We start from the raw sequence: 13,224 nt of genomic DNA, 5'->3' as shown, positions 1-13,224 counted from the left end.
GGGTCCCGCCGAAACCGCCGCCGGCGAGCCGCAGGTAAGCCCCAAGGCCCAGCCCAAGGCCGGGACGCCGGCGCCTGCCCAACAGCCGCAGCCGAAAGCGGGAGGATGACGATGCTCGGCAAGCTCGACTGGTCTGCCATTCCCTTCGATGAGCCCATCCCGCTGGGCGCCGCCCTCATCGTCTTCCTGGCGGCCGCCGCGGTGCTGATCTGGGTCACGGTGAAAGGATACTGGCCCTATCTCTGGGACGAATGGATAACTTCGGTCGACCACAAGCGCATCGGCGTCATGTATATCGTTCTGGCGGCGCTGATGCTGCTGCGCGGCTTCGTCGATGCGGTGATGATGCGCACGCAGCAGGTGCTCGCCATCCACGGGCCCGGCTACCTGCCGCCCGAGCATTACGACCAGGTCTTTTCGGCCCACGGCACGATCATGATCTTCTTCGCCGCGATGCCCTTCGTCATCGGGCTGATGAACTTCGTCGTGCCGCTGCAACTCGGCATCCGCGACGTCGCCTTTCCGACGCTGAATTCGGTGAGTTTCTGGCTGACGGCGACCGGCGCGCTCCTGGTCAACATCTCGCTCGTCGTCGGCGAGTTCGCCCGCACCGGCTGGCTGCCCTATGCGCCGCTGTCGGAGACGACCTACTCGCCGGGCGTCGGCGTCGACTATTATCTCTGGTCGATCCAGATCTCCGGCGTCGGCACGCTGCTCACCGGCGTCAACCTGGCGACCACCATTCTCAAGATGCGCGCGCCGGGCATGGGCTATCTGCGCATGCCGATGTTCTGCTGGACATCGCTCGCCTCCAACCTGCTGATCGTCGCGGCCTTCCCGATCCTCACCGCCACGCTCGCCATGCTGACGCTCGACCGCTACCTCGGCTTCCATTTCTTCACCAACGAAGCCGGCGGCAACCAGATGATGTTCATGAACCTGATCTGGGCGTGGGGCCATCCGGAGGTCTACATCCTGGTGCTGCCCGCCTTCGGCATCTATTCCGAGATCTTCTCGACCTTCTCATCGAAGCCGCTGTTCGGCTACCGGTCGATGGTCGCGGCGACGCTGTTCATCTGCATCGTCTCCTTCATGGTCTGGCTGCACCACTTCTTCACCATGGGCGCCGGGGCCGACGTCAATGCCGCCTTCGGCATAGCCACCTCGGTCATCGCCGTCGGCACCGGGGTCAAGATCTACAACTGGCTCTTCACCATGTATGGCGGGCGCGTGCGCTTCGACACGCCGATGCTGTGGGCGCTGGGCTTCGTCACCACCTTCATCATCGGCGGCATGACCGGCGTGCTGCTCGCGGTTCCGCCGGCCGACTTCATGCTGCACAATTCGCTCTTCCTGGTGGCGCATTTCCACAATGTGATCATTTCGGGCGTGTTGTTCGCCGCCTTCGCCGGCTTCACCTACTGGTTCCCGAAAGCCTTCGGCTTCCGGCTGCACGAGGGCTGGGGCAAGGCCGCGTTCTGGTTCACCCTTGCCGGCTACGTGCTGGTCTTCGTGCCGCTCTATATCGTCGGCCTGCTCGGCATGACCCGCCGTCTCCAGCATATCGACATGGACCTGTGGACGCCGTGGCTGGTCGTGGCGGCCTTCGGCATTGCGGTGATGATCGTCGGCGCCGCCTGCCAGGTCGCGCAGCTCGTCGTCTCGATCAGGCATCGCGACGAATTGCGCGACGAAACGGGCGACCCCTGGGACGGCCGCTCGCTGGAATGGTCGACATCCTCCCCGCCGCCCTTCTTCAACTACGCGCGGCTGCCGCATGTCGAGAACGAGGAACCCTACTGGACCATCAAGCAGCGGGCGATGGAGGAGCAAAGGCCCGGCGAGGACGAAAGCTATGAGCCGATCGAAATGCCGCGCAACAGCCCGACCGGCTTCGTCACCGCCTTCTTCAGCACGCTGATCGGCTTCGCCCTGATCTGGCACATCTGGTGGCTGGCGATCGTAGGCTTCATCGGCGCCTATATCACTTTCGTCGTCTTCGCCTGGCGAGAGCACGGCGACTACGAAGTCTCCGCGGAGGAAGTCGAGCGCATAGACCGCGACGGCAGGGCCGCACAGCTTGCCTGGCTGCGCAGACGGGAGCGCGTGGCATGAGCGACATCACGGCCGGCAGCGCGGCGCGCGATCCCTACCGGGTTGGACGGTCAGGCGGGCATGGCCATGGGGGACACGGTCATGGGGGTCACGGCCATGCGGGACACGGCCATGGCCTGCTCTCGGCGACCGGCCACGGCCAGGGCGGCCCGGCCTCGAAGTTCGTCACGGTGGCCTACGGGTTCTGGATCTTCCTCTTGTCCGACATCATCATGTTCTCGGCTTTCTTCGCCGCTTATGCGGTCCTGTCGACGGCGACCGCCGGCGGGCCATCCGGCAAGGAGCTGTTCGAGCTGCCGCGCGTTGCGGCGCAAACGGGGCTTCTGCTCACATCGAGCTTCACCGGGGGGCTGGCGACGCTCGCGACGCAGCGCCGGTCGATGGCCGCCACCCAGTTCTGGCTTCTGGTCACCGGCCTGCTCGGCGCTGCCTTCCTGTTCCTGGAGGTGCAGGAATTCGCGGTGATGGCGAGCGAGCAGGCAGGCCCTTCGCGCAGCGCCTTCCTGTCAGCCTTCTTCGCCCTTGTCGGCTGCCACGGCACCCATGTCGGGCTCGGCCTGCTCTGGCTCGGCACCATGATGGCGCAGCTCTGGGTGAAGGGCTTCCGGCCGGAGATACTGCGCCGGCTCCACTGCTTCGGCCTGTTCTGGCACGCCCTCGACATTATCTGGGTCGCCATCTTCACCCTGGTCTATCTCTTGGGAGCGTCGCCATGAGCGACATCGACAGCCGGACCGACGAGGAACTCGACCGCCGCGATTCGGCGCCGGGCGAGGAGCGCATCACCGAGCACGAACTGGCGGGAGGGCTGTCGGGCTACCTGCTCGGCTTCGGCCTCGCGATCCTGCTGACCATCGCCTCTTTCCTCGCCGCGCAGACCGGCCTGATCTACCAGCCGGCGGTGATCTCGGCCCTCGTGGTGCTGGCGATCGCGCAGATGGGCGTGCATCTGGTCTTCTTCCTGCACCTGACCACCGGGCCCGACAACACCAACAACGTGCTCGCGCTCGCCTTCGGCGTGCTGATCGTCGCGCTGGTCGTGATCGGCTCGGTCTGGATCATGGCCCATCTCAACCTGAACATGGCTCCGATGAGCGCCCATCAGGCCAGGATGATGCCATAAGGCGGCTCAACCCGCCGGCAGAGGCGTTCTCCCGCGTGGGTCGCCACCCGATCGACGTCATGACCCCATGCCAAAAGCATGGGGTCACATCGATGTCAGAGGTTTGATGGGCTTCCGCCGATCAGTGAATGGCAATGCGTCGCGTCACCTGACCGTTGCTTTCCCAGTAAGTGTGCTTCTTGGCGATGACGGGATCGTCCATTGCGGGTTGGACCTGCCCTCCGGTACTAACGGCGCGCGAGGTGACTGTGTGCTCTCCAGCGGAGGGCTTGGGCCAGTCGACGGACCATATCTTCCAAGCGAAGTCCGCCTTTTCGGTTTCGTCGATGGTCGCCGGCATCCATGGGCCGTCATCGATCTTCACATCGACCTTCTCGATCGGCGCTCCCCAGGCCGCCCCGACGATCCGGTAATCATTGCCGATATGAGTGACCCGGGCCGGCGCAGACTTCAGGCGCGCCCTCCCGACAGAGGTTTCCATCCATACCGTCTCTCCGTTGTGCTCCTCCTCGCGCAGCGTGACATAATCGCGTCCCATGAACTGGTTCACGAAGCGTTGGTCCCTGACTTCGATCCGCTTGAGCCATTTCACGTTCGCGATCCCGTACCAGCCCGGCGCAATCAGCCGCAGCGGGAACCCGTTATCGGCAGGCAAGGCAGTGCCGTTCATCTCGTAGCAAAGGATGTTTTTGGGGTCCAAGGCGTCGGCGAGCGACATGCTGCGCGCAAAGTTCTGCGTAAACTTGACGTCGTCGGCTCGCTTGATTTCACCTTTATCGGCGCCCCAGAAGACAATCTCGATGCCACTGTCGAGGACGCCGACCTCCATAAGGATCGGGGCGAGCGGCGTGCCCGCCCAGCGAGCATTGCCAATCCCGCCATTGAAGAACGGGAGGCCAGTATTGCCCGAACATTCGACCGTGAACGTGACTTCCTGGCGTGGTCGAGCCTTGATGTCGGCGAGCGTCAGGGCAGTCGGCTTTTTGACGGACCCGCCAATTTCGAGTTTCCACGTGCTTTCGTCGATGACCGGCCGGTCGAAATGCGCGATTGAGAAGAACTTGTCGTTGGGCGTCACCCAGGAATCGAGATCCTCCCACACCAACTGATTTTTGATGACTTGCGGAACCGGGTTTGGCGGCAACTGATCGAGCCATTTGATGACTTCCTCGCCGGCCCGGGTTGGAAAAGCATAGGCAATCCGCGATTGAAAGGACGCCAGCGCCACGAGGGTTGCCCCTCCTCGAACCATGAATTCACGTCTGGGAAGGTAATGCATGATCACTTCTCCTCCAGTGAAAAGCTCAGTTCTCCTTCAGTGAGTAAATGCGAATAGCGACCGCGATCGCGCAAAGCAGAAGCCGGACGCTGCGGGCAATGATGAGAGCGCGTGGAACACCCCCCGAGTTGGAAGTGCGCCCTAGTTGAAGCGACGTCTCCCGCTCTCAATGCGCCGGCGTGTCAGGTCCGAGCCGGCGGTTTTCAACTATACGCCCTATCTGTCGTCGTGGCGAGGCCAAGGGCTGGCATCTTCGCATCAGGACTCGATACCTGCATCGTGCTCCAAGCTTGAATGCCGCCGACGATTGATGCGTTGCATCTCGTGAGCGGCATGGACCTGGTCAGCACCGATGTCAGCTCTGAGGCGTTGCCGATCCTGCCAAAGTCCGACCCGTGACGTCCCACCAGGTCTTGACGAAGATCGGCGGGCCTGTTTGAGACTCGCGGTCAAATGGGGACACTTGCTTCACGGGGAGATGAACAGGCGGTGGGCAGGCTGTGAGGCGCGTTTTTCGATTGCTTGCCGCGGCGGTCCTGGCGGCCGGCGTGGCCGGGTGCACCAGCATTTCCTACTACGCGCAGTCGCTGGAGGGCCATGTTGAGATCATGGCGGCGCGCAAGAATGTCGGCAAGCTGATCCGCGACCCCGCAACGCCGGAGGCATTGCGCGTCAAGCTGACGTCGGCGAGCGCCATACGCCGCTTTGCCACGGATGAACTGGCGCTGCCCGAAAACAGCAGCTACCGCAGCTATGTCGACATCGGCCGGGACGCTGTGACCTTGGCGGTTTTTGCCGCGCCGCAATTCTCGCTCACGCCCGTAACATGGTGCTTTCCGGTCTTCGGCTGCGTTCCGTACCGGGGTTACTTTTCCCGGAAATCGGCGGCAGAGAGCGCTGCCGAACTGCAGCGGCAGGGGCTGGACGTCTACGTCTCGGGCGTCACCGCATATTCCACGCTCGGATGGTTCAGCGATCCGCTGCTCAGCACCATGCTGCGCCAGGACGACACCTATCTCGCAAGCCTGATCTTCCATGAGCTGGCGCATCAGAAAATCTATGTGAACGGCGACTCCGCGTTCAACGAGGCTTTCGCGGTCTCGGTCGAAACCACCGGCGTCAGGAAATGGCTCCGCGCCACAGGCAATCGCGCGGGATTGCGCCTCTACGAAGCCAATCGCAAGCGCAACGCCGATTTTCTCGGACTGATAGCGAAAACCCGGGACGAGTTGCGCCAAGTCTATGGAAGTCCGCGTGGCCCACAGCAGATGGCCGCCGCCAAAGCAGCCACGATCGACAGGCTGCGGATGCGCTACCGGCGCATGCGCGATACGCGCTGGGCCGGATACCGGGGCTATGACGCCTGGTTCGATAGCCCGATCAACAACGCAAAGCTCGCCGCGACTGCCGTCTATGGCGAACAGGTTCCGGCGTTTCTTCGCCTGTTCGACTTGTGCTCCGGCGACTATCCAAGGTTCTACGCCGCCGTTCGAAGGATCGGGAATTTGCCCGGACCTGCGCGCGCCCAGACGCTGAAGACCGTGGCGGCGTGCGATTGACCTGAACAGGCAAGGGTCGGCCGCGTACCCGACATGAGCGAAGCCAACTCGGCAGCCAATCACATCGGGCGCGCCATATGCGATTGCCCTTAGGCAGCCGCGCGGTGCCGCGACGCCCCAAAAAGGCCTCTTGCGGAGCCTCGTCGCAACAGCGGCGCCCGGTCGGCGCGCGGCCCCTAGCTCGAAAACGTCACGGTCACGCCGCGCTGGCGGAAATAGGCCTGCATCAGCTTGCGGCCCGCGCGGTTGTTGTGCGCCAGCTTGGCCGGCTCGAACACCGCCTGTTTCAGCCCTTCCCGCGCCATCGCCGCCTTGAGCGTCGCGATATGCGCATCGATGTCGGCGTTGTCCGCGCGGATCGAGGCATAGATGCTTTCGGTCGCTTCGGCCACGGTCGGTTCGCTCACTTTATGTCGTCCTTCGGTTGGTTGCGCGGCGGCTTAACCGGGCCTGAAAACAAAAACAAGGCTCCATGGGGCATTGTCGCACTCACAGCAGAACCTTGCCCTATTCTCCCCGCCAGCTGCTTGGCGTTTTCCGGCTTAATCGCCTACGCCGACGCGATCGCACCCAACGTAAAGGCGTCCAACGGCTACGAAGTGAGCGCCAGCCACGCCTTGCCGAAGACCAGCGTCAACAGCGTCAGCGGCAAACCGACCTTGAAGAAAGCTGCGAAAGACAGCTCCTTGCCCGCCGCTCTTGCCTGCTCAGCCACGATGAGGTTGGCGACCGAGCCGAGCAGCGTGAAATTGCCGGCGAGCGTCGAGCTCATCGCCACGACCAGCCACGCGCGGTGGGGGTTTTCGAGGCCCGGGATGAACGGCCTCAACGCCAGCACCGCCGGCACATTGCTCATGACGTTGGAAAGCACCGCGGTGAAGCCGGAGAGCCGCCAAACATCGTCGAGACCCATATTCTTCGCCGCGGCGATCATGTCGGGGGTGAGCAGCGTGCGCTCCGCGCCCGCCACGACCACGAACAGTCCGGCGAACATGAAGAGCAGCGGGCCGTCGATCTCGCGGTAGATGCGGTGCGGCTTGATCGCGCGGGTGACGAGCAGGAAAGCGCCGGCAATGAGCGCCGCCTTGGCGATGGGCACGCCAGCGAAGAAGGCGAACGCCAGCACCACGCAGACGATGGTCGCCTTCAGCACCTGTCCCGGCAGCATGCGGCCGCGATAGACCTCGGGGCTGAGCTCGGCGGGGCGAGAGAATTCGCCGCGGTAGACGATGCGGACAATGACGATGACGGCGACAAGGCCGAACAGCGCCACCGGCGCGAGCGCCGCCGTGAAGGCCGGATAGGAAATGCCCGAGAGCGCGCCGATGACCATGTTCTGCGGGTTGCCGGTGATGGTGGCGACGCTGCCGCAGTTGGAGGCCGTGCAGGTGGCGATCAGGTAGGGAACCGGGTTGCGCCGGATGACGCGGGTGACGTGGACGACGATCGGCGCCATCACCAGGCAGATCGCGTCATTGACCAGAAAGGCCGAAAGTACTCCGGTCAGAAGCGTCACCATGACGAGCAGCATGAAGGGCGCGTGCGCATGCTCAATAGCGAAGCCGCCGAGCGCCCGGAACGCGCCGGACACTTTCAGATGCGCGACCACGATCATCATGCCGAGCAAAAGCGTGATCGTGTCGAAATTGATGGCGCGGTAGGCATCCTCCATGCCGATCGCGCCGATCGCGATCATGGCGGCGCCACCGAGCAGCGCGATGCCGGCGCGATCCAGCCTGAAGCCCGGAATACGGCCGACGGCAACGCCGGCATAAGTGGCTACCAGGATGAAAAGCGCTCCCGCACCGGTCCATGTCATTGCAGGAAATCCCGTTGCCTGCCCGCGCCCGACGGAATCTGCTCGGGCGCCCTTTGCCGGACGAGCTTTAGCAACGGCAGCGCAAAGGGAAAGGGTCGAGGGATGAAACTTTCGTCATCCGCCCGGGGCTTTTATATCTCGGATGGCTAATGTAATGTCTTGAGAAAAACAGGACCGACAATCCAGTCGTTGGGGACTAAATGGATGAACGCGGTCGTTGAAGCGGAGCATCGCGTCTCGCCAAACGAGAATCTGATGCCCTCGGCGGAATGCCGGCGCTGCCATGGCGCCAGGAAAATTTTCATTTGCGACCGCTGGGTCGCCTCCAACGGCCATTGCTGCCCGGAAGGAACGCACCGGCTGAGCTGTCCGGGACACAGTGTGATCTGCCTGGAATGCGGCGGATCGGGAGGCCAGAATGCCTGACCGGGTTCTTACCGACGTCGCGCTGACGGTCGCTTCGTCGTCCGTCCGACCGCGACAAGGCCGGTTGCGCAGACATCCTCATCGGCGTCGTTTTGCTGTTCAAAAGCCTTGCGGTGTTCCGGCGGCGAGCCATATTCGTACCGCAAAAGCGATCACTGAAAGCTGGCGCCTCCATGAAAAACCTGACGACCGCCCTTGTAGCCGGCACGATATTATGGACTGCGGGCGCCGCCGATGCGCGGCCCGACACACGCGCCATGACTTGTGGCGAGACGCAGGCGCTGATCCAGCGCCGGCATGCCGCGGTGCTGACCACCGGGCCCAACACTTATGATCGTTTCGTGCGCCAATTCGGCAATGAGTGCGACTGGCCGGAAGTCCCGATGTCGGTCGCGGTTCCGACCCGTGACGGTCCATGCCGCGTCTACCGCTGCGAGGAACCGGTCTTCGACTTTCCCGGTTGAGCGACGTTCCGACCGCGCTGTGGAACAGTTGAGGCAGCATGCGAATTGTACCGGATGGTGACACCAATGTCCCGGCTGCAGGAGGAACGGCCATGTTCGACGATGTCATGCGTAGCGGCAGCTGCCTGTGCGGCGGTGTCCAGTTCCGGGTGACCGGCGAGCCGCTGAGGGTGGGACTTTGCCATTGCAAGGACTGCCGCAAGACCAGCGGATCGGCGTATCAGGCCTTTGCCATATGGCCGCGCCAGGCATTCGAAAGCGCGGGTATCACCAGCACTTATGGCGGGCGAAGCTTCTGTCCAACCTGCGGCAGCCGCTTGCCGTCGGTTCGCGAGGACGAGGCCGAGGTGATGATCGGCAGCCTGGATGTCGTACCGACCGAAGGGCTTGAGCCCAGCTACGAATTGTGGATCGGTCGGCGCGAGCAGTGGTTGCATCCTCTGCCCGAGGCGAGCCAATTCGAGCATGACAGGACCGTCGCTGAGTCGGCGGCCGATGATGCCGAGCCGGAGACCGTGCGCGAGCCGTATCGCAAATCAGCCTAAATGCTGAATGGCAGTAAGGCTTAAGTCGCAGAGCAAGGACGCATCGGTCCAGCGAGCCGGCGCCTATGCCCGTAAACGACCGGACGCTGACCGCGAGGGCCTTGTCTTCTTCTGGAAGTCGGGCATTTTCAACCAACGGTCGGTTTGCCGGCGCGGCAGCGGCCGCTAGCATCCCCGGCGCGGCGAAAACCTTTTGGAGGCCGCTTCGGCCGGCGCGGCTCAGGCAACACCAGCATTGCCGCGCCGGCCTTACAAGATGGACAGTATGTCCAGCCCAGGCGTTGCGTCCGGGCGAATACAACTTTTGATGCTGTTTAAGTTCGAAAGCTTCCTTCTCGCGTGAAGCACTGGCTTCATTTGCGACACGGAAATGAAAATTGTTTCGGCCAGAGAAAATTTTTCACGAAACGTATTTCCTGGATGATGCCAACTATGCGGCGTAGCTATGCAAGCAAGCGGCAGGCCCAATCATTTTCCTGCCTTGTACAAAAACTCACCTTTGTTTCTTTTTGATTTTAAGACATAGTACTGGCGAATCCTGAAACCGAACGGGGCGGTTTTCATGACACTGGCGCCTCAACGCAGCCGCAACCTGCATATGCGGTATCCACCGATCGACGGGTTTTGGACCTGGGACATCAAGCGCGACCGCATCTATGGGGACGCGAATCTGTCCGCTTATTTCGACCTGACGCTCGAGGAGTTCTCGCACGGCGCGCCGCTGGAGCGGTGCATGCAAAGCATAGAGCGGGACGATCGGCCGCGGGTTCGGCTGGCGATCCGCAAGGCGATCGAGCGCAGGTCAGGTTTCCGCGAGGTCTACAAGGTCCGCTCGGAAAAGATGGGGCTGCGCAAAATCCTTGCCGTCGGCCAGTGCTATGTCGATGACATGGGCGAGGCAGCGCTCTATCCCGGCTGGTTCATCGACCTGACGCAGGATGCCGCGGGCGAGGATCACTCGCTGCGCGAAATCCACGACCATGTCGAGCAGGCCAGGGAAATCGCGCAGTCGATCGAGGACGACATGCTTTCCTACCTGCTGGACAACATCGAGGAAGAGATCCTGCAAAGACTTGGCGAGAGATCGAGGAGGCGCAAATCGTCCTGAGGCGATCTTTGTCGGTTTCTTGGCCGGGTTCCGGGCTAGCTTCTGGGCGGAAGCCTGCCGCGCCTGCCGATCTCGGCCGTCACCATGCGCGCGAAATGCGAGTGGGGCGAGCGGCGCTCGATAAGCTTGGCTCGCTCGAGGGCAGCGTCGCCGTAGAATTCGATCAGCACGTTGGCGGCCTTGGCGGCATCGGCCTGCAGCCTGCCGAGATCGGCCTGTCCGCTCCCGCGCGCGGGCTCGCTCCTGGCAATCACGTCAAGCATGGCTTGCAGCTTGTCGGGAGTGCTGCCCTCGTCTTCATGCATATTCGCCATCCGATTGGGGGCGTAAAATATCGACATTTTCGCGCGATGTGCAACAGCTTCATTGATCGAGCGCAGGTGCAACCGGGCGCAGCCTGGCCGCGAGCGAGCCGACAACATTCGTACAAGTATAGTCAGCCAAACTTCCACGCAGACATTGGGGGCACCGATGGACCAGCCGAGCAAAATGGAAAACCTGCAGTTTGCGCAGGGGATCTTGCGCGAGCTTCGCCAGAAGGCTGAGGCCGACGGCGAAAAGCTTCTGACCTATCTCATCGACATGGCTTACCTTGAAGCCAGCGACCGCATCCGAGCCCATTGGATCGGCCATGAAAACGAGAACCGCCGGGCCAAGGGCTAAGGCCACTGTTCCAGCCGGAGCATGCCGGCGAGGTGCGGGCTTGCGCCCGGAACGCAAGAAAGCCCGCCATGCCTTTCGGCACGGCGGGCGGGATCCTGAATGAAGGGCTGCGCAGCCCTATTTTTATGATGCGGCGGCCTTTTCGCGGACGGGAAGCTTCCAGCCCGGCCGGACGAAATGGCAGGTGTAGCCGTTGGGATAGCGCTCCAGATAATCCTGATGTTCGGGTTCGGCCTGCCAGAAGGCACCGGCCGGAGCGAGCTCGGTGACGACCTTGCCCGGCCAGAGACCCGAGGCGTCGACATCGGCGATGGTGTCTTCGGCCACCCGCTTCTGCTCGTCGCTGGTATAGAAGATCGCCGAGCGGTAGCTCATGCCGACATCGTTGCCCTGACGGTTCCGGGTCGTCGGATCGTGGATCTGGAAGAAGAACTCGAGCAGCGTGCGGAAACTGGTCTTGGTCGGATCGAAGACGATCTCGATCGCCTCGGCATGGGTGCCGTGATTGCGGTAGGTTGCGTTCGGCACGTCGCCGCCGCTATAGCCGACACGGGTGGAGATCACGCCGGGCAAGCGGCGGATCAGATCCTGCATGCCCCAGAAGCAGCCGCCGGCAAGGACCGCGCGTTCGGAAGAAGCCATGTCAAACCTCCTTGGATTTCTCCATAAGTGGGGATTGTGGCCCGCTTCTTCCAGCGGCTCAAGCGCCTGGAAAAGGGCGCCTGGAAAAGGGCGCCTGAAAAAGGCGACGGGAATGCGCCTGGAAAAGGGCGACTGGCAGGGAAACTAACCGAACCACGGTGCCCCAGTCTGCGCCGATTGCTCGCCGGTCGGCAAACCGGCGAGCCTTGGTGCTGAGCGCGAGCTTCACTTAGGCCCTTTATCGCCCCTGCCGTTGTCGCCTCCGCCATTGTTGCCCCGGCCGGGATTCCCCCGGTCATGGCCATGGCTTTCGCCACCGAGGCAATTGGCGTCGCCGACGCCGCAGCAGCGGCCAGCCCAGAGCTTGTTGGTCGGCGTGTTGTCGCATTCGTAGATCTGCTGGCCGGCCATCGCGGATCCACCCAGGGTGGATACGGCCAGGGCGGCGAGAAGTGCATTGCGAAGGATTGCAATCATCGAAAATCTCCATGGATACACGGGTGTTCATTTGCACCGAAGCGTCGCATGGCGACGCGAATTGGTTCATCGCGATTGGCTGAATTCTTGCCGGCCGATGTCGCCAATTCTCGGGATCCTGCGCCGAGATGAGCAGCGCCGCGGAGCGCACCGAGGCGACGCGCGCGCGCCAGCCCTTGCCGAAGGTCGGCCAGATCGGCAGCCGCTGGAGAAAGGCAAGCCGCGCATCGCAAAGTATGTCGATGACGACGCCGGCTGGTTTCGCCCGGGCCGCGGCGAGCGTCGCCGGCCCGATGCGGCCGTCTTGGGCGACGCCGAGCACTGCCTGGAGGTATTTCGCCGCCCTGCCCGGCCCGCTGTTCACGGCAAAGTCGAAGACGGCATAGTCGACGCCGTAGGGGAGCTCGGCGCCGGATACGGCGTCCCAGTAGAACCGCCGATAGACGGTGGCCACCTGGCCGTCCGTGATCTTCCTCAGATCGGCCTTGCTGGCGTCGGCCTTCACGTAGCGGCGGAAGTTCGCGAGTGTGACACCCTTCATGGTGGCGCCGCCGGGATCAGCTTTTCTGTCCGACCAGCCGCCTTCGGATTTGAGCACGAGCGCAAGCGCCCGCGCGAAGTTGCGGTCCATGAGAGGCTCCTTGGCATGCTGGTTGGTGGGAAAAGCTCTGCCGGCGACTTGCGTTCGCGTCGATTCAGTTCTTTAGAAAAACCTTAATTGCCGTATGGCAATGTCAGGTGACGGCGGTTGGGCTCCGCCGGTTCGTGGGGTTGAGGCGTTCACGCCGAGAGGTTGGGCAAAATGGGTTTGATGTTACCCGAAATGGGCGAGTGCCAGGGCTGCGGGGGCACCGGCACGATTTTCGAATGCCCGAGATGGCGCAGTTCCAACGGCCACTGCTGCCCGGCGGGAACGCATCAGCATAGGTGCCCGGGGGTGAGTGTGCGCTGCGCGGAGTGCGAGGGGACGGGTGGGGTTCGGGTGGCTGAGGGGTGTGCGGTGG

The 13,224-nt window shown here is 63.0% G+C and carries 14 protein-coding genes; 8 read left to right on the top strand and 6 right to left on the bottom strand.

Going from position 1 to position 13,224, the window contains the following annotated elements:
* Positions 1-111 precede the first annotated feature (111 nt).
* The 3 genes from cyoB to cyoD are packed head-to-tail and all read left to right on the top strand — an operon-like array spanning position 112 to position 3,238.
* Positions 112-2,115 (top strand): cytochrome o ubiquinol oxidase subunit I, encoded by a 2,004-nt coding sequence (gene cyoB / locus EOA79_RS22510; RefSeq protein WP_164748482.1) that lies wholly within the window; start codon positions 112-114, stop codon positions 2,113-2,115.
* Positions 2,112-2,831 (top strand): cytochrome (ubi)quinol oxidase subunit III, encoded by a 720-nt coding sequence (locus EOA79_RS22505; protein WP_095784114.1) that lies wholly within the window; start codon positions 2,112-2,114, stop codon positions 2,829-2,831. Before cyoB ends, EOA79_RS22505 begins: the two co-directional genes overlap by 4 nt.
* Positions 2,828-3,238, top strand: coding sequence for a cytochrome o ubiquinol oxidase subunit IV (gene cyoD / locus EOA79_RS22500; protein ID WP_095778315.1), 411 nt, complete (start codon positions 2,828-2,830; stop codon positions 3,236-3,238). The genes EOA79_RS22505 and cyoD overlap by 4 nt, the downstream gene beginning before the upstream one ends.
* A 121-nt stretch (positions 3,239-3,359) precedes the next feature.
* On the opposite strand, the gene EOA79_RS22495 is transcribed toward cyoD, so the two are convergent.
* On the bottom strand, positions 3,360-4,517 hold the full coding sequence (locus EOA79_RS22495) for a sulfite oxidase (protein WP_095824459.1): 1,158 nt from the start codon (positions 4,515-4,517) through the stop codon (positions 3,360-3,362).
* A gap of 500 nt (positions 4,518-5,017) precedes the next feature.
* Between EOA79_RS22495 and EOA79_RS22490 the strand changes: the two genes are divergently transcribed.
* On the top strand, positions 5,018-6,076 hold the full coding sequence (locus tag EOA79_RS22490; protein WP_128293284.1) for an aminopeptidase: 1,059 nt from the start codon (positions 5,018-5,020) through the stop codon (positions 6,074-6,076).
* 176 nt (positions 6,077-6,252) lie between these two features.
* Here EOA79_RS22490 and EOA79_RS22485 read toward each other — a convergent pair whose 3' ends face one another.
* Positions 6,253-6,483: a hypothetical protein gene (locus EOA79_RS22485; RefSeq protein WP_067325155.1), complete on the bottom strand. Its 231-nt coding sequence runs from the start codon at positions 6,481-6,483 to the stop codon at positions 6,253-6,255.
* 185 nt (positions 6,484-6,668) lie between these two features.
* Positions 6,669-7,895 (bottom strand): anion transporter, encoded by a 1,227-nt coding sequence (locus EOA79_RS22480; RefSeq protein ID WP_128293282.1) that lies wholly within the window; start codon positions 7,893-7,895, stop codon positions 6,669-6,671.
* A gap of 599 nt (positions 7,896-8,494) precedes the next feature.
* Here EOA79_RS22480 and EOA79_RS22475 point away from each other — a divergent pair.
* The 3 genes from EOA79_RS22475 (at position 8,495) to EOA79_RS22465 (ending at position 10,438) form a co-directional block, all read left to right on the top strand.
* Positions 8,495-8,785: a hypothetical protein gene (locus EOA79_RS22475; protein WP_067325244.1), complete on the top strand. Its 291-nt coding sequence runs from the start codon at positions 8,495-8,497 to the stop codon at positions 8,783-8,785.
* A gap of 92 nt (positions 8,786-8,877) precedes the next feature.
* Positions 8,878-9,330, top strand: a complete 453-nt coding sequence (locus EOA79_RS22470; RefSeq protein WP_067325159.1) for a GFA family protein — start codon at positions 8,878-8,880, stop codon at positions 9,328-9,330.
* Between the two features lie 562 nt (positions 9,331-9,892).
* A complete protein-coding gene (locus tag EOA79_RS22465) occupies positions 9,893-10,438 on the top strand; it encodes a hypothetical protein (RefSeq protein WP_095824462.1) in 546 nt (181 codons plus the stop codon).
* Positions 10,439-10,473: 35 nt separating this feature from the next.
* On the opposite strand, the gene EOA79_RS22460 is transcribed toward EOA79_RS22465, so the two are convergent.
* A complete protein-coding gene (locus EOA79_RS22460; RefSeq protein ID WP_127246804.1) occupies positions 10,474-10,743 on the bottom strand; it encodes a hypothetical protein in 270 nt (89 codons plus the stop codon).
* 166 nt (positions 10,744-10,909) lie between these two features.
* Between EOA79_RS22460 and EOA79_RS22455 the strand changes: the two genes are divergently transcribed.
* Positions 10,910-11,101 (top strand): hypothetical protein, encoded by a 192-nt coding sequence (locus EOA79_RS22455; RefSeq protein ID WP_067325165.1) that lies wholly within the window; start codon positions 10,910-10,912, stop codon positions 11,099-11,101.
* A 123-nt stretch (positions 11,102-11,224) separates the two neighbouring features.
* Here EOA79_RS22455 and msrA read toward each other — a convergent pair whose 3' ends face one another.
* Together msrA and EOA79_RS33710 are read right to left on the bottom strand one after the other, a co-directional pair.
* Positions 11,225-11,743, bottom strand: a complete 519-nt coding sequence (msrA, locus tag EOA79_RS22450; protein WP_067325167.1) for a peptide-methionine (S)-S-oxide reductase MsrA — start codon at positions 11,741-11,743, stop codon at positions 11,225-11,227.
* 295 nt (positions 11,744-12,038) lie between these two features.
* Positions 12,039-12,851, bottom strand: a complete 813-nt coding sequence (locus tag EOA79_RS33710) for a glycosyl hydrolase 108 family protein (RefSeq protein ID WP_245489916.1) — start codon at positions 12,849-12,851, stop codon at positions 12,039-12,041.
* Positions 12,852-13,224 lie beyond the last annotated feature (373 nt).

This window comes from Mesorhizobium sp. M1A.F.Ca.IN.020.03.2.1 (assembly GCF_004023205.1).
GTDB lineage: Bacteria > Pseudomonadota > Alphaproteobacteria > Rhizobiales > Rhizobiaceae > Mesorhizobium.
Note: the sequence above shows the minus strand (reverse complement) of the source record. Positions and strands in the feature narration are given on the sequence as shown.